The organism is Cellulosimicrobium sp. TH-20, assembly GCF_002105775.1.
Classification (GTDB): domain Bacteria; phylum Actinomycetota; class Actinomycetes; order Actinomycetales; family Cellulomonadaceae; genus Cellulosimicrobium; species Cellulosimicrobium funkei.
On record NZ_CP020857.1, the window covers coordinates 352,245 to 376,781 of the forward strand.

A 24,537-nucleotide genomic window follows, 5' to 3' on the forward strand; every position below is an offset into this window, starting at 1 on the left:
TTTGTACACGCTCCCAAGTCTGCCCGTCCAGAAGATTGCGCGCAGCCCCCGTGGAGGCCGCGTGAGCGTCGCGCGCGGACCTGCGCAGACGTGGCCGGGCCGGTCGGGGGCGGCGCGTCGCGCCCCCGTAGGCTGGTCCGGTGACGTTCCCGGCCGCCGCGCTCCCCCCTGCCCGCACCCAGCCCGTCCGCCGGGACCGGGGCCTCGGGCGGCGGACGGCGGCGCTCGCCACCGCCGTCGCCCTGCTGCTGACGCTCCTCGCGACTGCGGGCCCGGCGGCGGCGACCGCCACGGCGGCAGCGGCGACCGGGGCGCCCCCGGCGGTCGCGGCGGGAGGCTCGGGCACCGCGGCCGGCGTCGCCGAGACCACGAGCCCGCTCGCCGCCGCACCGACGCACGACCCGCGGCCCGTCGTGCTGGTCGCGGTGGCCGGCCTGTACTGGAGCGACGTCTCCCCCACCGCGACGCCCACGCTGTGGTCGATGATCCGGACGGGGTCCGTCGCGTCGCTCAACCTCGGGCGCACGGCGTGCACGACCGACGCGTGGCTCACGCTCTCCGCGGGGCGCATGGTCTCGGCCCAGACGGCGGAGCAGCCCGCGGAGCCCCTCCCCGCCGACGCCGAGGAGCCCGCGAGCGGCTGCCTCCCTCTGCCCGTGCCCGCCGTCGCGACGACCGGCACGACCACGCCCGACGCACGCCCCGCCGACGTCCCCGGCTGGGCCGTCCTCACGACGCCCGCCACGGAGGAGACGCCCGCCCAGGCGGCGCGGCACGACCCCGGGACCGCCGCGGCCCGGCTCGTCGAGACGGGCGTCTGCACGACCGCCGTCGGGCCGGGTGCCGCGGTGATGCTCGCGGACGCCGTCGGGCACGTCGAGCGGTACGCGCCCTCGCTCGCCGCCCTCCCCGACGGCGGCCTCGACGCGTGCGACGTGACGGTCGTCGACCAGGGCGAGATCGTCGACTCGGCCACCGGCCGCGGCGAGAGCCTCGACGAGCTCGACGAGGCGCTCGCCCGGGTCATGGACGAGGTCGACCGGGGCACGCGCGTCGTCGTGGCCGGCGTGTCGGCCGGACCGGTCAGCGAGGCAGGGCTCCAGGTCGTCGTCGACTGGCGCAAGGGACAGCCGACGAGCCGCTGGCTCCACTCGCCGAGCACGCAGCAGGACGGCATCGTCCAGCTCGCGGACCTGACGGCGACCGTCGTGGAGTCGGCGGGCGGCAGCACCGAGGGGCTCGAGGGCGCCGCGCTCGAGCAGGGCGAGGTCCGGCGCATGGACGTGGCCCGCACGGTCGAGAACCGGCAGTACCTCAACGTCCTCACCAGCACCATCCCCACGCTCTACCCCGTGCTCGTGGGCCTCCTCGTCGCCACCCTGGTCCTGGCGCTCGGCGGCGTCCTGTGGGCGCGCCGCGCCGCCGTCCGCCGCGGGCGCGAGCCCGGCCCGGGACCGCGCGGCCTGCGCGTGCTCTCCGCCGTGCTCATGGTGGCCGCGGCGGCTCCCGTCGCGGCGTCGCTCGCGAGCCTGTCCCGCTGGTGGGTGTGGAGCGCGCCCGCCCCGGCGCTCACGCTCGCGCTCGCGGTGAGCGCGGTGGTCGTCGCCCTCGTCGCGTGGGTCGTCTCGCGCCTCCTCCCGCGGCGCCCCTGGGCGCTGCCGTCGGCCCTCGCCGGGGTGACGTGGCTCGTGCTCACCGTGGACGGCGCGACCGGCACGACGCTCCAGCAGGCCTCCCTGCTCGGGACGTCCGCCGTCGTGGGCTTCACGCGCTTCTACGGCTTCAACAACGTGACCTTCGCCGTGTACGCCGTCGCCGGCCTCGTGCTGGCGGGCGGCCTCGCGTCGGCCGCGACCGCCCGCGGACGACGCCGGCTCGCGGCCTGGTCCGTCGTCGCCGTCGGGGTGGTCACGGTCGTCATCGACGGCTGGCCCGCGTTCGGCGCCGACTTCGGCGGCATCCTCGCCCTCGTCCCCGCGTTCGCCGTCCTCGCGCTCCTCGTGGGCCGCATCCGCATCACGTGGCTGCGCGCGCTCGTCGTCGCGCTCGCGACGGTGCTCGTGGTCGTGGTCGTCGCGGTCGTCGACTGGCTGCTGCCGGGCGGGCGGTCCCACCTCGGCGGGTTCGTCCAGACCGTCGTGGACGGCGCCGCGCTCGACGTGATCGGCCGCAAGGCGCTCGGCGCCTGGGCGACCCTCGCGAACCCGCTCGGCGCTGTCGCCGCGGTGCTCGTGGTCCTCGTGGCCGTCGCCGTGCTGCGCCCCGAGCGCTTCCGCCTCCCGGAGGTCGCGCGGGCCTACGAGACCTGGCCGGTGCTGCGCCCGCTCGTCGTCGCGCTCGTCGTCGTCGCGGGCGTCGGCTCCGTCCTCAACGACTCGGGCGTCATCATCGCCGTCATGGTCGTGGTGGTCGCGACCGCGATGATCGTGCCGGGGTTCCTCGCGCGCCCCGCGCCCCGGCAGACCGCGGGAGCCGTTCCCGAGCCGGGGATCCGGCGCATGCCGACGATGCTCGCGACGGTGGGGGCCGGGCTCCTGCTCGTCGTCCTGCTCGCCGCCACGGTGCTCGCCTCGACGGGGCTCCGACCGGCGGCCAGCGCCGCCCCGGCGGGCGGCGAGGCGTCGGTGACCCGCTCCGACGCGATCGCGACGGACCGGCCGGTCGTCGTCGTCGGGACCACGGGCGTCACGTGGAGCGACGTCACGTCGTCCGCCACCCCGACCCTCCACGCCCTGCTCACCGACGGCGCGGGAGCCGGCGGCGTCTCCCAGCCCACGGGTGCGGCGAGCCGCTGCACCGTCGGCGGCTGGCTCGCGCTCTCCGCCGGGCAGCTCGCCGAGGTCACGACCGAGCGCGCACCCGACGGCGCGTGGGCGTGCCCGACGGCGCAGCCCACCCCCGACGGCGCGGACGGTGCACAGGTCGAGGGCTGGGACGACCTGGTCGCGCTCCAGCGCGGCTCGGGCTACCAGGCGCGCCTCGGCGTCCTCGGCGACGCGCTCGCCGCGGCCGGCGCCGACGGCGCGGTGTGCGCGACGGCGGTGGGCCCCGGCGCGGCGGTCGCCCTCGCGGACTCCACGGGCCAGGTCGCGCGCTACCGGGACCTCGCGGACGCGACCGCACCCGGCTCCGACGCGTTCGCGTGCCCCGTGACCGTCGTCGACGCGGGCGACGCGACCCCGCCGGTCGTCGACCCCGACCTCCCGGCGGACGAGCGCGCCACGCTGCGCAGCACCCTGCGCGCCGACCGCCTCACCGCGGTCGACGCGACCGTCGGTGCCGTGCTCGACGCCGCTCCGAGCGGCACGACCGTGCTCGTCGTGGACGTCGCCGGGACGCCCGGCACGCGGCCCGCGCTCGGCACGACGCTCGTGCGCCCGTCGTCCGACGGCCCCGACCAGTCGCGCTACCTGACGAGCGCCGCCACCCGGACCGACGGCGTCGCGCGCGTGCTCGACGTCCCCGCGACGGTGCTCGACGCCGCGGGCGCCGCCACGCCGGCGCGGATCCAGGACACGCCGCTGGCCTGGGGCTCGCCGCGCCCGGCCGACGCGACGTCGACCGCCGACGCCCTCGCCGACCTCACGACCCGCGACCACGTGCGCCGCGCCGTCTACACCGCGTTCGTCGACGTGCCGCTCTACGCCGGGCTCGTGATCGCCGGGCTCTGCCTCCTGCTCGCGCCGCGCGCCGCGCGCGCGACGGGCGACCGTGCGCGCGCCCGCTGGGCCCGTGCGGCGCACTGGGCCCGCGGGTCCGCGCTCGTCGTCGCCGCGGTGCCCACCGCCGCCTTCCTCGTGTCGCTCACGGGCTGGTGGCGGTTCGGGAACCAGACGCTCGCGATCGTCGTGTCCACGGTCCTCGCGACGGCGGCCGTTGCCGGCCTGGGCGCGCTCGCCCCGCGTCGGCCGGTGTGGCTCGGGCCCGGGATCGTCGCGGGCATCACGTTCGCCGTGCTCACGCTCGACGCGCTCGTCGGCACCCCGCTCAACCGGGCCAGCCCGCTCGGCTCGGCACCCACGTTCGGCGCCCGGTTCTACGGGTTCGGGAACCCGACGTTCTCCGTGTACGCGGTCGCGGCGCTCGTCGTCGCCGCGGCGCTCGCTCAGTGGCTCGTCGCCCGCGGCCACCGGTACGCCGCCGCCGCGACGGTGGGGGTCATCGGCCTCGTGACGATGGTCGTGGACGTGTGGCCGACGCTCGGCGCCGACCTCGGCGGCGGCCTCGTCGTCGTGCCCGCGTTCGCGGTGCTGGGACTCGCCGCCTCGGGCGCGCGCGTCACGTGGCGCCGCTTCCTGCTCGTCGCCACGGCGGGCGTCGCGCTCGTCGCCGCCGTCGGCGTGCTCGACTGGCTGCGCCCGGCCGACGAGCGCTCGCACCTGGGCCGGTTCGTCGGGCAGGTCGTCGACGGGTCGGCGTGGGAGACGCTGCTCCGCAAGGCGGGCTACGCGGCACGGTCCGTGCTCGGCGGGGTGCCGGTGTGGCTGACGATCGCCGTGCTCGTCGCGGCCGCGCTGCTGCTGTTCTGGCCCCGACGCTTCACGCCGCGCTGGTTCGCGCGCACGGAGGCCGCGTGGCCGCTCGTGCGCCCGACCCTCCTGGCCCTGTGGATCGTGGCCGTCGCGGGCTCCCTCGTCAACGACTTCGGCGTGCGGATCGCGCTCATCGCGCTCATCCCGGCGGTGCCGCTGCTCACCGTCGCCGCGCTCCACGCGGCGGACGCCGGCGACCGCGACGGCGAGCGCGAGGATCCGGACGAGCGCGCCGGGGCGGGCTCCGCGTCGCGAGTCGAGAGCGCCGCGTCGTGACGCGCTAGACGAGCACGAGCTCCGTGCCGCCCGTGGCGTGGTCACCGAGGGCGACGCTCCGGATCGCCGGGTCCTCGTAGGTGTTCCAGTAGTACGTCGAGGTGCGGGACGAGAAGAGCCCGGTGTACACCGTGATCTCGAACTCGCCCGACCCCATCGCGGCGCAGCCGTCGACCATCGCGACCTGCTGCAGCGTGTGGAAGGCGCGGCTGACGTTCTCCTCCTCGGTGCCCTTCGTCGGGTAGTGGGAGTTGACGTACGCGGCCCGGACGAACCGGGACGGCGAGTAGTAGTCGCCGGGGACGCCGCGCATGTGCGAGCCCGAGCCGAACGGGGCGAGGTGGGCCCGGCCCACGACCGTGTCCTCGGGGAAGTCGGGCGAGACGTTGAGGTAGTTGCGCAGGTTCTCGTGGTGCCAGTCGAACCCGGGCTGGTTCGTGAGCACGTCGACGTCGTCCTGGAACACGTGCAGGCCGTCCGCCGTGTGCTCGAGCACGATCGCGCGCTGCGCGTCGGCGACGATCCAGTGCAGCATCGAGCTGGGGTACTTCTCGTTGATGGGCCGGTCGACGACCACCACGTCCGCGAGGGCCGCCTCGACCTCGTCCACGCTCGCGAACTGCGCGCACACCCACAGCGGGAGCTCGAACGCGGCGACGTTGACCGCGCCGTCGACCGGTCCGGGCGCGTAGGCCGCGTAGCCCGGGAAGTTGAGCCCCGCGACGGCCAGGCCCGCGTCGTTGCCGCAGTCGAAGTAGAGCGGGGTGTCCTCCTCCACGATGCCCATGCCGATGACCGCGTGCTCGATCGAGCGCACGGCACCGAACGGCGAGCGCGGCGCGTAGCCCGTGGGCGTCACCACGACCTGCTGCCCGTACCCGCTCGTCCAGTCGAGGTTGCGTGCCAGGTACACGCTGCCCTGGTCGTCCGAGAACCTGATCCCTGTGCACATCGCGCTGCCCCCGTCGTCGTCGGCACGGCACGCGGGACCGCGCGCCGCCGGGTCACGACGTCGTGCCCCGTCCTCCCATGGTGCGTCCGGGCACCGATCGGGGCCACCGGCCGGGGCGCGCCTCAGGGCTGCAGGTAGACGGCGATGTGCTCCTCGACCGCCCGCTCCGCGCGGTCCGGGTCGCCTGACCGCAGCGACGCGAGCAGCTCCCGGTGCTGCTCGACGACGGCGTGCGGGTCCTCGTGGTGCGGCGCGTCGCGGACGAAGTACGCGCGGACGCGCGGCTGGATGAGCCGCCAGATCTGCAGCGACTGCGTGTGGCTCGCGGCGGCGATCACCGCCTCGTGGAACTCGAGGTCGAGGTCGGCGAGGCGACGGGCGTCGAGCGGGTCCGCCGCGCGCTCCATCGCCGCCACCGTGCGGTCGAGCGCGTCCAGGAGCGCGGGGTCCTGCGCGCGCGCCGCCGAGCGGAACGCGACCTTCTCGATGACGGTCCGCACCGGGACGAGGATCTCGGCGATCTCCTCCTGGGAGATGTCCACCACGACGGCGCCGCGGTACGGGTGGGAGACGACGAGCCCTTCCTGCTCGAGCACCATGATCGCCTCGCGGACCGGGCCGCGGCTGATGCCGTAGGCGGTCGAGAGGTCGCGCTCGACGAGACGGTCCCCGGCGGCCAGGTCGCCGGAGGCGATGCGTTCACGCAGGTGGCGCAGGACCCAGTCGCGCCGGGACTCGGGCGGCGATGCGGGCAGGACGGGCACGACGGCGACCTCTCACTCGGGAGGGCTCCACCCTAGTGGGTGGCCGATGGTTGACCATCTACCATCGAGCGACCTAGAGTCGCGGTCCACGGCACCGACGAGAGGACACCCATGAGGATCACCGCCATCACCGCCGCCGGGCTGCGCGGCGCCACCCCCGAGGGCGGCTGGCAGGAGGAACTGCGGCAGGACGACGTCGTGCACACCCTCGTCGCCGTCCACACCGACGAGGGTCTCGTCGGCGTCGGCAGCGTGTTCACCACGGAGGACCTCGTGCGCGGCGCGCTCGACGTCCTGCGGTCCTTGCTCCTGGGGGCGAACGCGCTCGAGCCCGAGCGCACGAGCGAGCGGCTGCACCGCACGACGTTCTGGATGGGCCGCGGCGGGTCGATCACGCACGCGATCAGCGGCGTCGACACCGCGCTGTGGGACCTCCTCGGCCAGGCGACGGGCCAGCCCGTCGGGCGCCTCCTCGGTGGGCGGTACCGCGACCGGGTGCGCCCGTACGCCTCGCTGCTCATGGACCAGCCCGACGCGCTGCGCGACCACCTCACCGCGCTGCGCGCCGAGGGGTGGACCGCGTTCAAGATCGGCTGGGGTCCCTTCGGCCGGGTCGACGAGCGGCTCGACGAGCGCATCGTCGCCGCGGCGCGCGACGCCGTCGGCCCCGACGCGATGCTCATGGTCGACGCCGGTGGCAGCGACAGCGCGTGGAGCCAGGGCTACAAGTGGGCCCTGCGCACCGCGCGCATGCTCGACGCGTACGGCGTCGCGTGGTTCGAGGAGCCGCTCCCGCCGGACGCGATCGAGGACTACACGCACCTGCGCAGGCGCTCGCCCGTGCCGATCTCGGGCGGCGAGGTGCTCACGCGCCGGCAGGCGTTCCAGCCGTGGATCGAGGGCGGCGCCCTCGACATCGTGCAGCCCGACGTCACGAAGGTCGGCGGGACGAGCGAGCTGCGGCGCATCGCGTGGTCCGCGCACGACCACGGCGTCAAGCTCGTGCCGCACGGGTGGAACACCGCCGTCGGGCTCGCCACGGACCTCCAGCTCGCCTCCGCCCTGCCAGATACGGACCTCGTCGAGTACGTCACCGGCTCGCCCTACATCGACGACCTGACGACCGACCGCTGGACGCTCGACGCGGACGGGATGCTCCCGATCCCCGACGGTCCCGGGCTCGGCATCACGCTCGACCGCGACCGCCTCGCGCGCTACTGCGACGTCGACGCGCTGCTCAGGAGCGCGTCGTGAGCCCGCGGTCGCTCGTCGTGACGGGCGCGGCGTCGGGGATCGGCCGCGCGGTCGCCGTGGGCGCGGCGCGCGACGGCTGGTTCGTGCACGTGCTGGACCTCGACCCCGACGGCGCCGCGGCCACCGTGGACCTCGCCCGGCAGGCGGGCGGGGACGGGCGCGCGCACGTGCTCGACGTGACCGACGCCGCCGCCGTCGCGGCGGCGGTCGGGACGGTCGCGAAATCCGGACCGCCGCTGCGCGGCCTCTTCGCGGGCGCCGGGATCGACGTGGGCGGGGCGGCGCACGAGCTCGACCTGGCCACGTGGCGCCGCGTGCTCGACGTCAACGTGACGGGCACGTTCCTCGTCGTGCGCGAGGTGCTGCGCGCGATGATCGACGGCGACGGCGGGAGCGTCGTGCTGTGCGGCTCGCCCGCCGCGACGGTCGGCTTCGCGGCCGGGGGCGCGACGGCGTACGGCGCCTCGAAGGGGGCGGTGTCGTCCATGGTCCGCACCCTCGCGGTCGACTACGCGCGCCACGGCGTCCGGGTGAACGCGATCGTCCCCGGCCCGACGGAGACCCCCCTCATGTGGGCCAACGTGCCCGCCGACGAGGTGGCCGCCACGCGCGCGCAGATCGAGCACGAGGTCCCGCTGGGTCGGCTCGCGCGGCCCGAAGAGATCGCCGAGCCCGTGCTCTGGCTGCTGTCGGACCGCTCGTCGTACACGACCGGGTCGCTCGTCGGGTGCGACGGCGGCGTCCTCGCCAAGTCGTCGATCAGCGTATGAGTGCGCCGGACGCCCCGGCACGTCGCCCCCGGGTCGGGGCGACGTGCTGGGCGATCGGCGACGGCTGGATCCCGCCGTACGGCACGGGCGACGACCCGACCCTCGCAAGCCACGAGAGCCTGTGCCTGCTCAACGCCGGTCCCGACGACGCGCGCGTCGAGATCCGTCTCTACTTCGCCGACCGCCCGCCGGCCGGCCCCTACGTCGTGGTGGTGCCCGCCGAGCGGGTGCGCCACGTGACGCTCAACGACCTCGACGACCCCGAGCCCGTGCCCCGCGGCACCGACTACTCGGCCGTCGTCGTCGCGTCGGCGCCCGTCGTCGTCCAGCACACGCGGCTCGACTCGCGGCAGGCCGCCAACGCCCTGTTCAGCACGATCGCCCATCCCGTCGACACCTTCCGAGAGGACCTCCGATGACGCAGACCTCCACCCCGACGACCCCCCGCCGGGGCACGCCGTGAACGCCGCGACGGGCCGGCTCGGCCACGGTGCCCTCACCCCGCTCGTCGTCGCGTCGACCGTCGGGGCGGCGCTGGGCGGGTTCATGTTCGGCTTCGACACGGCCGTGGTCAACGGCGCCGTCGACGCTCTCAAGGCCGAGCTCGGCGTCGGGAGCGCGCTCGTCGGGGTGATCGTCGCGAGCGCGCTGCTCGGCGCGGCCGTGGGCGCCTTCTCCGCGGGCACGATCGCGGACCGCTTCGGGCGACGGCGCCTCATGATGGTCGCCGGGACCCTGTTCGTCACCACGTCGGTGCTGTGCGCCGTCGCGCACGACGGCCCGACCCTCGCGCTGTGGCGCTTCCTGGGTGGCGTGGGGGTGGGGATGGCGTCCGTCGTCGCCCCGCTCTACATCGCCGAGATCGCCCCCGCCCGGCTGCGCGGGCGGCTCGCGACGGCGCAGCAGATGTCGATCGTCCTGGGCATCTTCGCCGCGCTCGTCTCGAACGCGTTCCTCGTCCGCGCCGCGGGCGGGGCCGAGGCGGAGCTGGCCCTCGGCCTGCCCGCCTGGCGGTGGATGTTCCTCGTCGCGGTCGTGCCGTCGGTGGCGTACGTGGTCGCGGCGGTCCTGCTGCCCGAGTCGCCGCGGTACCTGGTGATGCGCGGCGACCGGGACGGCGCCGCCCGCACGCTGCGGCGCCTCCACCGCGTCCCGGAGGGCGACGCGCTGCTGGGCGTCGCGACCATCGAGGGAACGCTCCACGAGGCGCGGCCCGCGTGGTCCCACCTGTTCTCCGGCCCGGGCCGCCTCAAGCCCATCGTCTGGCTGGGGATCGCGCTCGCCGCGCTCCAGGCGCTGGTCGGCATCGACGTCATCTTCTACTACTCGACGTCGCTCTGGGCGCAGGTGGGCTTCGGCGAGCAGCAGGCCTTCTGGCTCTCGGCCCTCACGTCGCTCGTCAACGTCGCGGCGACCGTCGTCGCGATCTTCCTCGTCGACCGCGTGGGTCGGCGTCGCCTGCTGCTCGTGGGGTCGGTGGGCATGACGGTCGCCCTGGCCGTCATGGCGACCGGGTTCGCCCAGGCGCGGCAGACCGCGGACGGCGTCGTGTTCGTCGACGCCTGGGGCGTCGTGACCCTGGTCGCGGCGAACGTCTTCGTCGTGGCCTTCGCCGTCTCGTGGGGCCCGGTGGTGTGGATCCTCGTCGGGGAGATGTTCCCCAACCTGCTGCGCGCCCGCGCCGCGTCGCTCGCCGCCGCCGCCAACTGGGCGGCGGGCATCGCCGTCAATCTCACGTTCCCCTCGCTCCGGGACCTGTCGCTCCCCGGCAGCTACGCCCTCTACGCGGTGTTCGCGGCGGCGTCGTTCGTGCTCGTGCTGAGGGCGCTGCCCGAGACGGCGAACCGCCCGCTCGAGGAGATGCGGGAGGACACCGCGTCGGGTGGACCCCAATCACTTTAGGAGTGTTAAAGTGATTGCATGATCCAGAACTCCATCACCCCGGAGCAGGCCCGTCGTCAGCTCGGCCAGGCGGAGGAGGTCGCCGCCCAGGCCCACCGCGCGACCCGCTGGTACCCCTGGCTCAGCGTCGGGCACGCCGTCGCCGCCCTCGCGTACACGATCGCGATCGACGTCCTCGACGCACCGTGGTGGCCCGCCACCACGGTGCTCGTGGTCGTCCTCGCCCTGCTGTGGTCCGCCGTCGCGCGGCACCACCGGACGGCGCCCCGGCACTGGGTGCGCGACATGGGCATCGCCCTGATCACCTGGGCGGTGCTGTACTTCGTCATGCTCGACCCGGCGCTCCAGCTCGTCGGCGCGACGTCGCCCGCCTGGTGGGTCGTCGCCGGCGTCGTCGCCGCGTCCCCGTTCGCGGCGTGCGCGTTCGCGAGCGCACGCCGGTGAGCCACCCGCGCAAGGCCCTGGACGCGCTCATCCACTCGCCCGTGCGCTTCTCGATCCTCGCCGCCCTGGCGAACGTCGAGAGCGCGGACTTCCGCTTCCTGGCCGACCTGGTCGAGCTGAGCGACTCGTCCCTCTCCCAGGCCCTCACCGCGCTCTCCGACGCGGGCCTCGTCGAGATCCGCAAGGAGGCCGCCGGACGTCGGACGCGCACCTGGGTCCGCATCAGCGACCGAGGGCTCGACGCGTTCCGGCAGCACGTGCGCACGCTCGAGCAGATCGCCCGCACCGGCGCGATCGAGCCCCAGCCCGACCCGACCCCGAGAGGCACCGCACCATGACGCCGACGTTCCGTCGAGCCACCGCCGCCGACGTCCCCGCCGCGGCCCGCACCCTCGCCGCCGCGTTCCACGACTACCCCTGGACCCGCTGGGCCGTCCCGGAGGACGACTACCCCGAGCGCCTCGCCGCGCTCCAGGAGATCTACCTCGAGCACGCCCTCGCGCACGGGATCGTGGTCGTCCACGACCCGGCGGACGCCGTCGTCGCGCTCATGCCGCCCGACGCCCCCGCTCCCCCCGGGGACGTCCAGGAGCGCGTCGCCGCGCTGCACGGCCCGCGCCTGCAGGCCGTGGCCGCCGCCGAGCTGCCGCCGCCCCCGCCGGGCGCCTGGACGCTCGCGACGGTGGGGGTCCTGCCGTCGCTCCAGGGCACCGGGCGCGGCAGCGCGGTGTGCCGGGCCGCCCTGCGCGACCCCGCCCTCGGGGACGCGCCCGTCGCGCTCGAGACCTCCGACGCGCGCAACGTCACCTTCTACGAGCGGCTGGGCTTCGTGCGCACCGCGACCACGCAGGTGCACGACGGCCCCGTCGTGCACGGCATGGTCCGCACGCCGAGGCCCTGAGCCCCGACGCCGAGCCGCCGCGCCGAGCGACCTGCCGTGCCGGGTCGCCCGGTGCGGCGGTCCCGCGTGGCTAGTGGTCGCCCGCGCGCACCCGGTCGACGGCGGAGCGCATCTTGCGCGCGTTCACCGCGAGCAGCACGTCCCGGTACTGGGCCGCGCGGTGGAGCTGGCCCTTCAGGTCGTTCGACGACGCGCGGTGGCGCAGGTCGCACGGCACCTCGACCGCCACGTACCCCTTGCGGAGCAGGTCGATCGTCATGCCCGTCTCGACGCCCCAGCCGCGCGCGAGCGGCGTCGCGGCCTCGAACGCCTCGCGCGTGAGGCACCGCATCCCGGAGAGAGGCTGCGTCGGGGTCCACCCCGTGAGGGACTGGATCGCGCGGCGCGCGGCCCCCACGACGATCCCCCGGCCGCCCGCGCCCGGCTGCGGCGGGAGCAGTGCGATGGCGACGTCGGCGTACCCGTCGAGCACGGGCGCGACGAGCGGCGCGGTGTTCACCGCGGTCTCGCCGAGGTCGCCGTCGATGAAGAGCAGGAGGCGCGGCGGGCGGTCGGCCGCGTCGCGCATCGCGACGACGGCGGCGCCCGTCTCCATGGCCGCGGCCTTCCCGCGGTTGTGGGAGTGCCGCACGACGACGGCGCCCGCCTCGCGCGCGACGTGCTGGGTGTCGTCCTCGCTGCCGTCGTCGACGACGAGCACGAGGTCGACGTGCGGGATGGCCTTCGCGGCGCGCACGGTGGCGGCGATGCGACGCGACTCGTCCTTCGCGGGGATGATCACCGCGACGCGCTGACGGACGGCGCGGCCCGTGCGCCCGTCGCCGGCCACCGGGCGCGGCGTGCGCGCCCGGGTCCCGGACGCCGACAGGTACGTCGGCGGCGTGCTCGCCGTGCTCGTGGGGGCACTCCCCGTGTTCTTCCCCGTATCGGTCGACCGATGGTCCGCGTTCACGCCGTCCAGCCTAGTAGTGCAAAGAGTTGGCCGCAGATGTGTCGTCGTTCCACCAGCGGATCCGCTCGGGATCTCCGCAGGACGACCGGGCTGCGTTCCCAGGTCTCCCGGATCCTACTCGACGCGAGAGCCCGCCGACAGGGGCGTCGGCGGGCTCTCGGGGTGGTCGCGCTCCCGCGTCGTGCGCTCGCGCGGGGTGCTCCGGGTCAGCGGAGCGTGACCTGCCGGGACACGATGCCCGCGCGCGCACGGCGCTCGTTCGCGTCGAGCGGCTCCGTGACCGCGAGCGCCTCGGTGAGGCGGGCGTCGAGCTCCGCGACCGGGCCCTCGAGCTCGTCCGCCTCTGTGCCGCGCGGCAGCTCCCACACGGGGACGAGCAGGCCGCTCGACCGGAACGCGCCGACGAACTTGCCGCCCGCGAGGCCGGACTCGCGCTTCGCGTGCAGGCGCGAGATCGCGTCGATGAGGGCGTCCTCCGGCTCGGGGCGGGCCCAGCGCAGGAACTCGCGCGACATGCGGCACCAGTACGCGGACTCGACGGCGTCGAGCTTGACGGTGGGCACCATCGACTCGGCCGCCTGGTCGAGCGAGGCGCGCAGGTCGGGCGTGATCTCCGCCGACGGGTCCAGCCAGAAGGCGAAGTCCTCGTGCACGGTGACGTCGAACGGGACGGAGAGGTCGAGCACGTCCTGGAGGCGCGGGCCGGCGTCGGGCAGGGCGCTCGTCTCGATGGACGTGCCGGGCTCGGCGTCGATCGCCTCCAGGAGCGCGGCGGCGAGGTCGCGGCTCGTGTCGCCGGAGCCGGCCAGGGTCTGGACGGCGAGGAGGATCGTGCCGTCCTGGCGGTGCAGCGCGGCCCAGCCGGCGGGCAGGACCGTCACGACGAGGACGTCGCGCGCCCCGTGCTCGGCGGTCGTGCGCGCGGTCGCGGTGGCCGAGGGGACGACCTCGCGCATCGCGACCCAGTCGGTCTCGCCGGGGAGCCCCTCGAACGGGCGCAGCACGAAGTCGGGCGTGGTGTTCTTGGCCATGCGCGGCAGTCTACTGGCGCGACCTACCGGCGCGGCGGAGCGGCGGGCCGGGTGCGCGGGCGCAGTCGGACGTCGGGCAGCGCGGGCGCAGGCAGGGGGCCGCCGTCGTACCCGACGACCTCGCCGTAGCGGCGGTCGCGCGCGCCGTCCGCGTACCGGGTGCCGCCGCGGTTCGGGCCCTGGTCCCCCGTGACGACGAGCTGGGCCTGCCAGTCCGCGCGGGCGCGCGCGACGTCGTCGTGCGAGCGGCCCACGAAGTTCCACCACATGACGATGTCCTCGCCGAACGGCTCGCCCCCCACGAGCACCGCACGGGCGGGGGCGTCCGGTCCCGCCTCGACGACGAGCGTCGTGCGGCCGGGCTCGACGTACCCGAGCGACGACGGCGGGACGGGCGAGCCCTCGAGCCGCACCACGCCGTCGTCGACGAGGAGGCCGTGCTCGAACGCCGGGTCCACGTCGAGCGTGACGCGCGCGCCGGGCGCGAGGTCGAGCTGCGCCCCGACGATCGGCGTGAAGGTCGTGGCGGGCGAGCGCAGCGCGGCGCCGCCCACGCGGAGCGCGCCGAGGAAGACCTGCACCCGCGCGCCGTCGACCGTGGCGACGGGGAGGTCGGCGTGGTGCTCGAATGCGGGCGGATCCGCGAGGCGGTCGCCCGGCAGCGCGACCCACAGCTGGACGCCGTGCAGGACCGGGGGCCGCTCGCCGCGCGGCGACTCCTCCGAGTGGGAGATGCCGCGACCCGCGGTCATGAGGTTGAGCTCGCCGGGCCGCACCGTCTGGAGCGACCCGACGGCGTCGCGGTGCAGGATCTCGCCGGCGAACAGCCACGTGACGGTCTGGAGCCCGGTGTGGGGGTGCGGCGGCACCTGCATGCCGTCGGTGCCGTCGCCGATGGCGGGCAGCGGGTCGGGGCCGTAGTGGTCGAGGAAGCACCACGCGCCCACGAGCGACCGGGCGCGCTGCGGGATCGTGCGCCGCACCCGCATCGCCCGGGTGCCCCCGAGCGGGACGTCCCGGTGCTCGAGGATCTCGACCGCGGCGCCTCCGCCGTCGTCGTGGGGCGCGCCCGCCGAGCAGACGCGCTCCTCGGGCCGGGTCTCGAGGTTGCTCATGGCACGAGCGTAGGCGCGCGGGGCGGCGCCGTCCTGCGCCTGTCGACGGTCTTCGCGTCGGGCCGCGCCCGCGGGAGAATGGGGACGAGGCCCCTCGGAGCAGGATTCCGAGGGGCCTCGCCGTGTCCGCGCGACCCCGGGGCGGTCGGGCCGGGTGGCCCGTCGGGGCGCCGCTCGCGACGTGGCGGCCCGGCGCCCTCGCGTCCGCCCGGGTGCCCGGGCAGGTGCGGTGACGCCGATCGCGGTCGGCCTTCCGGGTCCGGTAGGAACCTGCGCCGTCGCGCGCAGCCCCGCAGCAGGGGGTGGCGGGTCGTCCACCGTTCTCCGGTCGGCCGTGCCCTCGCGTGCGCGGCGAGACGTCGTGCGGTCCTGGCGAGGCCCTCAGACCCCTGCGTGATGCGTGCCGGAACCCCGTCGTCCGTGTGCGCCCGTCCGGGCCGTTACGGACGTTTGTAGTCCTCGGCCCGGGGGTCTGCAAGAGTTCCCACCGTTGTCATTTGGGCCGGCCGGATGACCACAGGTTCGTCCACAGGACGCCCCGCGCCGTTCCCACGCCGCCCACAGGCCTGTGGATGAATTCTGTGGACAGATCTCGGCGCGGACCGGACCCGTCCGACCCCGCGGCGCGGCCCGTGCGCACGCGCTCAGACCCAGAACCGCGCCGTGGGTGCCGCCGCCGGGGAGAGCCGCTCGTCGAGGTCGAGGTCGCGCACGACGAACCCGCCGTCGTCGACGAGCGTCCCCGCGAGCCGGCCCTGGAGCATCGCCGCGAGCCGGGCGAGCAGCACCCGGGCACGCGAACGCGCGATGACGTGCAGCCCCGAGGGCCGCTCGACCGCGAGCTCGTCCGGCTCGGTCGGCACCCACGTGAGGCGGTAGGCGTGCGGCCCGTGCTCGCGCCAGTCGAGGCCGTCGAGCGCGAGCGGGACCCGCGCGACGCGTCGGGCCTCGAGCCGCACCGCGCCGTCGTACGGGGTCTCGCCCGACAGCACGTACTCCGCGAGGCCGTCCGCGCCCGGCCGCACCACGACGACCCCCGCGCCGGGGACCGTCGTGCGCAGGACGCCGAGCGCGTCGTCGGGCCCGAGCACGTGGGCGCTGTAGAGCGTGAGGTCGACGCCCGATGCCGGGTCGGGCGTGAGCACGGTCCGGCCGTCCGCGACGACCGCGCCGCCGACGCGCCGGGCCGCGGCGACGGCCCAGCCCAGCACGCGGAGCTCGAGCCCCTGCGGCAGCCCTGCCGGGAACGCGCGCACCAGCCCGTCGCGGTCGTCGGTCACAGAGCCAGTCGACGTGCCGGTCGACGTGTCGGCCCAGGCGCCGGTCCGCGCGCGGGGCGCGAGGCGCGCGTCGGGGTGGTCGACGTGGAGCGCGAACGCCTCGGCGCCCCCGCCCGCGAGGCCGAGCGCCTGCGTCTGCGGCGGCGTGAGCGCGAAGGGCCCGACGACGCGCGCCCCCTCGGCGAGGCGCAGCTCGCCCGGTGCGACGACGCCGTCGGGCACCACGCCACGGAACCGCGCGCCGGCCATGGGGCGCGCCGCTCCTCCGCCGCCCGGCGGCGTCGTCCAGGCCGCGCCCGCGAACCAGGCGCGCGCGAGCGCGTCCACGGGCGTGCGGGCCGCGCCGCGCGAGCGGGGCGTCGCGAGCAGGTGCGCACCGGCGTGCGCGTCCGGCACCAGGCCGGCGACGGGGGCGTCCATGACCGGAACGTAGAGCGCCCCGGAGGCGACGGTGTTACGGCGGTGTCACGAGCGTGGGTCCGCTCACGGGGACCCCGCGGGCGTCAGGCGCCGACGTCGTGGAGGTGGTGGACGACGTCGTGCACGAAGTACTGCCCCAGCGTCCGGACGGTGAAGACCGACCCGTTCGAGCGCCGCCCGGGGCGCTCCCACTGGTCGGGGACGAGCGCGTCGAAGCGGCCCGCGACGCGGTCGCCCGCGATCCGGAGCTCGCGCGCGACGACGGCCGGGTCCTGGTGCGCGTAGTCCTCCGCGACCGCCGTCGCGTCCTGGTCCCAGTTGGCGAACTGCGGGTCGTCGCCCTCGACCATGGACTGCACGCGCACGTCGAACACGGAGAAGACGTCGCGGACGTGCGCGGCGTACTCGAGCACGGACCAGGTCGTCGGGTCGGGGCGGGTCCGCGCGTCCGCGCGGGCCAGGGCCGCGACGTAGCGCGGGACGGCGTCGCGGACCGCGGCGCCCACGCGGTCGGGCGTGACCTCGGCGGCGACGAACCCGCACTCGGGGCACGGGCGCTCCATGACCCACGTCCAGTCCTTGGTGTCCGCGGGGACGGGCGGGAACTCCGGGTCCGGGGCGGCGGCGGGGACGCCCTCGGGCGACGCGGTCGTGTCCATGGCGGCAGTGTGCCAGACGGCGCAGCACCCTCCCCGGGGCCCGGATCGTCGGGGATTAGCGTTCTGACACGACCTGCCTATGATGTCAGCATGCCCAAGATCATCGGAGGGTCCCTCCACGAGCACCGCGCCCAGACCCGGCAGAAGCTCTTCGCGGCGCTCTCGACCCTCATGATGGACCGGGGCTTCGACGCCATCTCGCTCGCGGACATCGCCGCCGCCGCCGGGGTCGGCCGCACCGCGGTCTACAACCACTTCCCCGACAAGGAGGCCCTGCTCCTGGGGTTCATCACCCACGAGACGGAGCAGTACGTCGGGACGCTCGAGCGCGCGCTGGAGCACGTGGACGACCCGGTCGAGCAGCTGCGCACCTACATCCGCCAGCAGGCGCAGCTCAAGCGCATCTTCCACCTGGCCCCGGGGCCGGACCTGCGCACCGTGCTCTCGCGGACCACGCGGCAGCGGCTGCGCGAGCACGCGGAGCTCGTCGAGGCGATCCTGCGCCGCATCGTCCGGTCGGGGATCGAGGCGGGCGAGTTCCCCGCGCAGGACATCGACACGACGGTCCAGCTCGTCAACGCGTGCCTGTCCGGACGCCTCGTGCCCGACGACCCCGTCGCGCGCGAGCAGGCGATCGAGGCGACCGAGGCGTTCGTGCTGCGCGCCGTCGGAGCTGACGCGACCTCGCCCGCGCTCGCGGGCTGACGCCTGGAGCGCGCCCTCCGGGGTCGGATGACGGACAGAGGATAGGCAAGCCTCACCTCCGTGGGCTACAGTTCCTGACGCATCGTCATGACACGGCGTCAGGACGTGCTGTCCCGCCCCGACGCACCCGCAGGAGCCATCCCGTGACTGCCCTCACCCACGACCTCCACCGCGCCGACGAGTCCGTCCCGCTGTCGCAGCGGCTGCGCGAGGGCACGCGCCCCGAGCACGAGCAGGCCGAGGGCTCCGGGTTCGTCGAGCGGCTCATGTCCGGCCGCCTCGACGTCGCCGCGTACGCCGACCTCGCCGCCCAGCAGTGGGCCATCTACGGCGCGCTCGAGGACGCGAGCGCCGCGATGCGCGCCGACGCCCAGGGCGCGAGCCTCGTGTTCGACGAGCTCACGCGCACCCCCGAGATCGAGAAGGACCTCACGTTCCTCGTGGGCGCCGACTGGGCCGAGCGCGTGACGATCCACCCCGCGACCGAGCGCTACGTCGCCCGCCTGCGCACGGTCGGCGGGTCCCTGCCCGCGTACGCCGCGCACGCCTACACGCGCTACCTCGGAGACCTCTCGGGCGGCCAGATCATCAAGCGCATGCTCGAGCGCCACTACGGGCTCTCGGGCGACGGCCTCGCCTTCTACACGTTCGTCGAGATCCCCAAGTCCAAGCCGTTCAAGGACGTCTACCGCGAGCGCCTCGACGCCCTGGTCCTCACCCCCGGGCAGCTCGACGAGACCGTCGCCGAGGCCAAGCACGCCTTCCGCCTCAACAGCGACCTCTTCGCCGACCTCGGCGCCGCCCACCCCTGACCCGCCCCACCCACACGCCCCGCCGCCGCCCATGCGGTTGCGGCCGGTCCCACCCAGCCGACGGGCCGCGACCCCATGCTCGGCCGCGCGCCGGGGGGTCGTTCGTGAGGTGAGTTACTCCACGGCGGTCGAGAAACGTCCGCGGGTCAGGTTAGGCTCGTCTTACCTGGTGGCGGCGGCCGTGGCGGCCGCGCCCTCGGACCGCTCCCTGGAGAACTCCCCATGCCTCACGCTGCCCGCCCTGCGCCGTACCCCGGCTCGTCGCCGCGCCGCCCGACGTCGCCCGCCGGCACGCCGGGTGCCGCGCCCCGCCGCGCACGCCGGACCGTGACCGCGCTGGCCGGGGCGAGTGCCGTCGTCCTGCTGGGCCTGGTCGCCGCGTGCGCGCCGCTCCCCTACGAGCCCCCCGCGACGCCGTCGGCCGCGGCGAGCCAGGACGCGGAGCCCGTCGAGGCGACCCCGACCGACACCCCGACGACCACGGCGCCCGCCTGCACGACGCTCGAGGAGTCCCGGGCCGCGGGCGGCGGCTCCGACGTCGACCCCGCGTCGTTCCCCACCGGGCCCACGAGCGCGACGTTCGCCGACGACGCGATCCACCCGGTCGCCGAGGCGCCCGCCCCGCAGCTCCCGGTGACGGTCGAGTCGGTCGACGGGCGCCAGGTCGAGATCACCGACGTGAGCCGCATCATCCCCGTCGACCTGTACGGGACGCTCGGCGAGATCGTCTACAGCCTGGGGCTGGGCGCGAACGTCGTGGGCCGCGACCTGCCGACCGGCTTCCCCGAGGCCGCGGACGTCCCCGTCGTCACGGGTGCCGGCCACGCGCTCGACGTCGAGGCGATCCTCGGGCTGGACCCCTCCGTGATCCTCACCGACGCGACGATCCTCACCGACGACGTGCGCGGCCAGCTCGAGAGCTCGGGCATCCCCGTCGTGTACTTCGACGAGGCCCGCACGCTCGACGGCGTCGACGACCGGATCCGCGCCGTCGCGACAGCGCTGGGCGTGCCCGAGCAGGGCGAGGCGCTCGTCGAGCGCGCGGACCGGCAGATCTGCGCGGCCCTCGCCGCGGTGCCGCAGGACACCGGGACGCCGCGCGTCGCGTTCCTCTACCTGCGCGGGGCGAACATCAAGATGCTGTTCGGGCCCGGCTCCGGCGCCGACGACCTGATCCGCGAGATCGGCGGCGAGGACGCCGGGACCGCGATCGGCCTCACGCAGCAGTACGCGCCGGTCACGAGCGAGGCGATCATCAGCGCCGCGCCCGACGCCTACCTCGTCATGACCGACGGGCTCGAGTCGATGGGCGGCCTCGACGCCATGATGGCGATCCCCGGCCTCGCGCAGACGCCCGCGGGCGAGGCGCGGCGCGTCGTCGACATGGACGGCTCGCGCCTCCTCACGTTCGGCCCCCGCACCGGCTCCACGATCGCGGCGCTCGTCGAGGCCTTCTACGGCGTGCCCGCGCCGGAGCTCCCGGCGTCGTGAGCGCGCCCGCCACCCGCCCCTCGGCACGCCGGAGGGCGCGCCCGGTCCCGAGGGCGTCGCCGTGCCCGACGGCGCCCCGCGCCCGGGTGGTCGGCCCGCCCGGGTGGGGCCCGCCGTCGGGCAGCAGCGCCGCCACGCCGCCCGGTGGCTGATGGTCGGGCTGGGCGTGGCGCTCGCGGTGCTCACCGTCGTGTCCGGCATGACGGGTCAGGTGCCGGTGTCGCCCGCGGAGGTGCTCGGCTCGCTCGCGCACCACGTCGGGCTCGACTGGGGGCCCATGCCGTCGCACCCGCAGGGCGAGAACGCGCTGTGGGTCGTGCGGTTCCCGCGCGTCGTCCTGGCGATCGTCGTCGGCGCGGCGCTCGCGTGCTCGGGCGCGCTCATGCAGGGCGTGTTCGGCAACCCGCTCGCCGAGCCCGGCGTCATCGGGGTCTCCTCGGGCGCGGCCGTGGGCGCGTGCGCGGTCATCGTCACCGCGGGCGCGCTCGTGCCCGGCACGTGGGTCGCCGCGGCGGCGTTCGTCGGCGGGCTCGTCACGACGTTCGTCGTCTACGCGCTCGCGCGCGCCGGCGGTCGCACCGAGGTCGTGACGCTCGTGCTCACGGGCATCGCGGTCAACGCGTTCGCGGGCGGGATGCTCGCGTTCTTCACGTTCGTCGCCGACCCGGCCGCGCGCGAGCAGATCGTCTTCTGGCAGCTCGGCTCGCTCGGCGGCGCGACGTGGCAGTCCGTCGCGGTCGTCCTGCCGATCGCCGTCGTCGGCGTCACCGGCGCGATGCTCGTGCGCCGCAAGATGGACCTGCTCGCGCTCGGCGAGCGCGCCGCGCAGCACCTCGGGGTCGACGTCGAGCGGCTGCGCCAGCTCGTCATCGTCCTCGTCGCGCTCCTCGTCTCCGCCGGGGTCGCGTTCACGGGGATCATCGCGTTCGTCGGGCTCGTCGTGCCGCACCTCGTGCGCATGGTGTGCGGGCCGAGCCACCGCACGCTCGTCCCCGCGTCCGTGCTGGGCGGCGCCGTCGTGCTGCTCGCCGCCGACCTCCTCGCACGCAGCGCCGTCGCGAACGTCGAGCTGCCGCTCGGCATGATCACGTCGCTCGTCGGCGGGCCGTTCTTCTTCTACCTGCTGCGCCGCACGCGCTCGCGCCAGGGAGGCTGGGCATGAGCGACCTGCGCCACGAGGGGTCGTCGTTCCTCGGCGCGCTGCGCACCGCCGTCACCGGTGCCCGACGGCGGCCCCGCCTCCCCCGCCCGGCCGCGCCCGGCGACGTGGTCACCGCCGCGCACGGCGTGTCCCTCACCCTGGGCGAGGCGCCGATCCTGCGCGACGTGTCGGTCGACGTGCGCGCGGGCGAGGTCCGCGCGCTGCTCGGCCCGAACGGGGCCGGGAAGTCGTCGCTGCTGGGCGTCCTCACCGGCGACCTGCGCCCCGAGGCCGGAGACGTCACCGTAGCCGGCCGCCCGCTCGCCGCGTGGACCCCGACCGAGCTCGCCCTGCGCCGGTCGGTCATGCTCCAGCAGGTCTCGCTGAGCTTCCCGTTCACCGCCGTGGACGTCGTGCGCATGGGCCGCTCGCCGTGGCGCGGCACCCCGTTCGAGGACGACGACGACGCCGCGGTCGCCGAGGCGCTCGCCGCGACCGACGTGGAGCACCTCACCGACCGGCACTTCACGTCGCTGTCCGGCGGGGAGAAGGCCCGCGTCGCGCTCGCGCGCGTGCTCGCCCAGCGCACCGCGCTCCTCATGCTCGACGAGCCGACCGCCGCGCTCGACCTCAAGCACCAGGAGCTCGTGCTCCAGCTCGCCCGGGCGCACGCCGCCGCTGGCGGTGCGGTGGTCGTCGTCGTGCACGACCTCTCGCTCGCGGCCGCGTACGCCGACCAGGTCACCGTCCTCGCGGGCGGGCGCGTCGTCGCCGACGGCGGTCCGCGCGACGTCCTCACCGCCGAGCTGCTGAGCGGCGTCTACGACTACCCCGTCGAGGTCGTCGACCACCCCGGCGGCGGCGCGCCGATCGTCGTGCCGCGCCGCTGAGGACGATAGGCTCGGGAGCACGACATCCCCCACGCCTCTCCACGATGCGCAACCCGGGGGATCTTCTCTGCGCGGGGTCGAAGACCGTGGAGCACCGCCCGTCGAGAGGGCCCGGCCTAGCGACTCGCCCCGACGCCGCCGGGGAGCACCTCGTTGCGGTCGGGCGCGGCCGTGAACGACCCTCGCCCGCCGGTGATCGAGCGCAGGTCGAGGACGTAGCGGGTCAGCTCGGCCTCGGGCACGAGCGCGTCGACGCGCACGCGGCCGTCGGGCAGGGAGTCGGTCGCGGTGATGTGGCCGCGCCGCGCGGAGAGGTCGCCCATGACGTCGCCCTGCGCGTCGGGCGGGACGGTCACGGTCACCGCGGAGACGGGCTCGAGCACGACCGTCCCGGCCGTGGCGAGCGCCTCCCGCACCCCCACGCCGCCCGCGGTGCGGAACGCCATGTCGGATGAGTCGACGGAGTGCGCCTTGCCGTCGAGGACCTCGACGCGCAGGTCCACGACGGGGTAGCCGTGCGGTCCGCCGCTCTCCATGGCCTCGCGGGCGCCGCGCTCGACCGCGGGCAGGTACTGGCGCGGCACCGACCCGCCGACGACGGAGCTGACGAACGCGAACCCCTCGCCGCGCGGGAGCGGGGAGACGCGCAGCTGCACGACGGCGAACTGCCCGTGCCCGCCGGACTGCTTCTTCACGCGTCCCTCGACCTCGACGGCGCGCGTGATCGTCTCCCGGTAGGCGACCTCGACGGGCTCGGTCGTGACGCGGACGCCGAAGGACCGTTCGAGCCGCTCGACGGCGACGGCGAGGTGCGTGTCCCCGAGGCCGCCGAGGACCGCCTGGGAGCCGGTGAGGTCGACGTGCAGCGTCGCGTCCTCGGCGCGCAGCCGGGTGAGCGCGGCGGACAGCTTGTCGTCGTCGGACTGCGACACGGGCCGCAACGCGAGCGTGTACACCGGTGGCCGGGGTGGCAGGTCTCGCGCCGCGACGGGCATCCGGCGGCCCGCGAGGAGCGTGCCGGTCGACGCGGCGGAGAGCTTCGCGACGGCGGCGACGTCGCCCGCGACGACCCGGTCGACGGCCAGGTGCTCGCGGCCGCGCAGCCGGAAGAGCCCGTGGACGCGGTCGTCTGCGCCGGTCGCGGTGCTCACGAGCCGGTCGCCCGTCGCGACGGTCCCGGACAGCACCTTGAACACCGACACCTGCCCGACGAACGGGTCGACGACGGTCCGGAAGACGTGGACGAGCGCGTCGCCCGCGGGGTCGGCCGCGACCTCGGACGTCACGGCCTCGCCCGACCCGGCGGCGTCGGGCAGCGCGACGACGGCCGGGCGGTCCGCGGGCGACGGCCCGAGCTCGCACACGAGGTCGAGGACGCGGTCCACCCCGACGCCGGTGACGGCGGACGCGAGCAGCACCGGCACGGCCTCGCCCGTCAGCACCTCGTGCGCGAGCGTGCGCTCCAGGTCGGCCGGGCCCGGCTCGTCGCCCCCGAGATAGGCCTCGAGCTGGTCGTCGTCGTGCGTGACGATCTCCTCGACGACCTCGTCGTGCAGCGCGTGCTCCTCGTCGCGGACGTCGGCGGGGACCTCCTCGTCGTGGCCCTGCCAGACCCCCTGACCGCCGCCCCCGTACTCGCGGGCGCGCTCGGTGAGGACGTCGGCCACGCCGTGCAGCGTCTGCTCCTCCCCGAGCGGGAGCTCGAGCGGCGCGAACGGCGCATCGAACGCGGCCCGGAGCGCGGCGAGGACGGTGCGAAAGCTCGCCCGCGCGCGGTCCTCCTGGGAGACGACGACGAGGCGGGGGATCCCCGCCTCGTCGCACCGTCGCCAGACCTCCTCCGTGCCCGACTGCACCCCGTCGACGGCGCTCACCACCACGACCGCGAGGTCCGCCACCGCGAGCGCCGCGTCCACGGACCCCGCGAAGTCGGGCGAGCCGGGGGTGTCGAGCAGCGTGACTTGGTAGGTCGTGCCGTCGGGCGCGCGCCAGTCGAGGTGCGCGACGCCGAGGCTCACGGAGATGCCGCGCGCGACCTCCTCGGGCTCGTGGTCGCACACGGTCGTGCCCTCCGCGACGGAACCCGGGCGCGGGACGGCGCCCGCACGGTGGAGGAACGCCTCGGCGAGCGTGGTCTTGCCCGAGCCGCTGTGCCCGACGAGGGCGACGTTGCGGGTCGTGGCCGGGCCGGTGGACGTCGACGTCGTGGCCATGGCTGCCTCCTGGCGGCGGCGGGGCGCCGTGTC

At 75.8% G+C, this 24,537-nt stretch carries 21 protein-coding genes; 13 read left to right on the forward strand and 8 right to left on the reverse strand.

The annotated features are described in order from the left end of the window. Positions 1 to 140 precede the first annotated feature (140 nt). On the forward strand, positions 141 to 4,808 hold the full coding sequence (locus B8281_RS01560) for a hypothetical protein (protein ID WP_085386689.1): 4,668 nt from the start codon (positions 141 to 143) through the stop codon (positions 4,806 to 4,808). A 4-nt stretch (positions 4,809 to 4,812) separates the two neighbouring features. On the opposite strand, the gene bsh is transcribed toward B8281_RS01560, so the two are convergent. Then, complete coding sequence (gene bsh / locus B8281_RS01565) at positions 4,813 to 5,721, reverse strand: choloylglycine hydrolase (RefSeq protein WP_198163112.1); 909 nt, start codon at positions 5,719 to 5,721, stop codon at positions 4,813 to 4,815. Between the two features lie 161 nt (positions 5,722 to 5,882). Further along, a complete protein-coding gene (locus B8281_RS01570; protein ID WP_043656750.1) occupies positions 5,883 to 6,524 on the reverse strand; it encodes a GntR family transcriptional regulator in 642 nt (213 codons plus the stop codon). Between the two features lie 111 nt (positions 6,525 to 6,635). Between B8281_RS01570 and B8281_RS01575 the strand changes: the two genes are divergently transcribed. Genes B8281_RS01575 through B8281_RS01605 form a run of 7 tightly spaced genes read left to right on the forward strand, consistent with a single transcriptional unit; the run spans position 6,636 to position 11,795 of the window. Beyond that, entirely contained in the window at positions 6,636 to 7,778 is a 1,143-nt protein-coding gene (locus B8281_RS01575) for a mandelate racemase/muconate lactonizing enzyme family protein (protein ID WP_085386690.1), read from the forward strand. Further along, a complete protein-coding gene (locus B8281_RS01580) occupies positions 7,775 to 8,548 on the forward strand; it encodes an SDR family NAD(P)-dependent oxidoreductase (protein ID WP_085386691.1) in 774 nt (257 codons plus the stop codon). Before B8281_RS01575 ends, B8281_RS01580 begins: the two co-directional genes overlap by 4 nt. Further along, the gene (locus tag B8281_RS01585) at positions 8,545 to 8,967 is read left to right on the forward strand and encodes a sensory rhodopsin transducer (RefSeq protein WP_021482307.1); all 423 of its coding nucleotides are present in this window, start codon (positions 8,545 to 8,547) and stop codon (positions 8,965 to 8,967) included. The genes B8281_RS01580 and B8281_RS01585 overlap by 4 nt, the downstream gene beginning before the upstream one ends. A gap of 40 nt (positions 8,968 to 9,007) precedes the next feature. Beyond that, positions 9,008 to 10,450, forward strand: a complete 1,443-nt coding sequence (locus tag B8281_RS01590) for a sugar porter family MFS transporter (protein ID WP_085386692.1) — start codon at positions 9,008 to 9,010, stop codon at positions 10,448 to 10,450. Positions 10,451 to 10,468: 18 nt separating this feature from the next. Next, positions 10,469 to 10,894 carry a hypothetical protein gene (locus tag B8281_RS01595; protein ID WP_085386693.1) on the forward strand — a complete coding sequence of 142 codons (426 nt, stop codon included), beginning with the start codon at positions 10,469 to 10,471 and terminating at the stop codon, positions 10,892 to 10,894. Beyond that, on the forward strand, positions 10,891 to 11,232 hold the full coding sequence (locus B8281_RS01600; protein WP_085388552.1) for a transcriptional regulator: 342 nt from the start codon (positions 10,891 to 10,893) through the stop codon (positions 11,230 to 11,232). Before B8281_RS01595 ends, B8281_RS01600 begins: the two co-directional genes overlap by 4 nt. After that, a complete protein-coding gene (locus B8281_RS01605) occupies positions 11,229 to 11,795 on the forward strand; it encodes an N-acetyltransferase (RefSeq protein ID WP_085386694.1) in 567 nt (188 codons plus the stop codon). The genes B8281_RS01600 and B8281_RS01605 overlap by 4 nt, the downstream gene beginning before the upstream one ends. A 70-nt stretch (positions 11,796 to 11,865) precedes the next feature. On the opposite strand, the gene B8281_RS01610 is transcribed toward B8281_RS01605, so the two are convergent. The 5 genes from B8281_RS01610 to B8281_RS01635 form a co-directional block, all read right to left on the reverse strand. Beyond that, entirely contained in the window at positions 11,866 to 12,747 is an 882-nt protein-coding gene (locus tag B8281_RS01610; protein WP_082774333.1) for a glycosyltransferase family 2 protein, read from the reverse strand. A 206-nt stretch (positions 12,748 to 12,953) separates the two neighbouring features. Further along, a complete protein-coding gene (locus tag B8281_RS01615; RefSeq protein WP_043656736.1) occupies positions 12,954 to 13,778 on the reverse strand; it encodes a DUF5926 family protein in 825 nt (274 codons plus the stop codon). A gap of 23 nt (positions 13,779 to 13,801) precedes the next feature. Continuing rightward, positions 13,802 to 14,893, reverse strand: a complete 1,092-nt coding sequence (locus B8281_RS01620; RefSeq protein ID WP_085386695.1) for a pirin family protein — start codon at positions 14,891 to 14,893, stop codon at positions 13,802 to 13,804. A gap of 644 nt (positions 14,894 to 15,537) precedes the next feature. Then, entirely contained in the window at positions 15,538 to 16,593 is a 1,056-nt protein-coding gene (locus B8281_RS19045; protein ID WP_157446511.1) for a hypothetical protein, read from the reverse strand. An 83-nt stretch (positions 16,594 to 16,676) separates the two neighbouring features. After that, positions 16,677 to 17,252 carry a DinB family protein gene (locus B8281_RS01635; RefSeq protein WP_085386698.1) on the reverse strand — a complete coding sequence of 192 codons (576 nt, stop codon included), beginning with the start codon at positions 17,250 to 17,252 and terminating at the stop codon, positions 16,677 to 16,679. A 90-nt stretch (positions 17,253 to 17,342) separates the two neighbouring features. On the opposite strand from B8281_RS01635, the gene B8281_RS01640 reads away from it, so the two are divergent. The 5 genes from B8281_RS01640 (at position 17,343) to B8281_RS01660 (ending at position 22,291) form a co-directional block, all read left to right on the forward strand. Then, on the forward strand, positions 17,343 to 17,957 hold the full coding sequence (locus B8281_RS01640; RefSeq protein ID WP_021483301.1) for a TetR/AcrR family transcriptional regulator: 615 nt from the start codon (positions 17,343 to 17,345) through the stop codon (positions 17,955 to 17,957). A 143-nt stretch (positions 17,958 to 18,100) separates the two neighbouring features. Then, on the forward strand, positions 18,101 to 18,769 hold the full coding sequence (locus B8281_RS01645) for a heme oxygenase (biliverdin-producing) (RefSeq protein WP_085386699.1): 669 nt from the start codon (positions 18,101 to 18,103) through the stop codon (positions 18,767 to 18,769). Between the two features lie 222 nt (positions 18,770 to 18,991). Then, a complete protein-coding gene (locus B8281_RS01650; protein WP_085386700.1) occupies positions 18,992 to 20,260 on the forward strand; it encodes a hemin ABC transporter substrate-binding protein in 1,269 nt (422 codons plus the stop codon). Between the two features lie 151 nt (positions 20,261 to 20,411). Then, entirely contained in the window at positions 20,412 to 21,422 is a 1,011-nt protein-coding gene (locus B8281_RS01655; protein ID WP_085388553.1) for an iron ABC transporter permease, read from the forward strand. After that, on the forward strand, positions 21,419 to 22,291 hold the full coding sequence (locus B8281_RS01660; RefSeq protein ID WP_085386701.1) for a heme ABC transporter ATP-binding protein: 873 nt from the start codon (positions 21,419 to 21,421) through the stop codon (positions 22,289 to 22,291). The genes B8281_RS01655 and B8281_RS01660 overlap by 4 nt, the downstream gene beginning before the upstream one ends. A gap of 116 nt (positions 22,292 to 22,407) precedes the next feature. On the opposite strand, the gene B8281_RS01665 is transcribed toward B8281_RS01660, so the two are convergent. Then, complete coding sequence (locus B8281_RS01665; protein WP_085386702.1) at positions 22,408 to 24,504, reverse strand: elongation factor G; 2,097 nt, start codon at positions 24,502 to 24,504, stop codon at positions 22,408 to 22,410. Positions 24,505 to 24,537 lie beyond the last annotated feature (33 nt).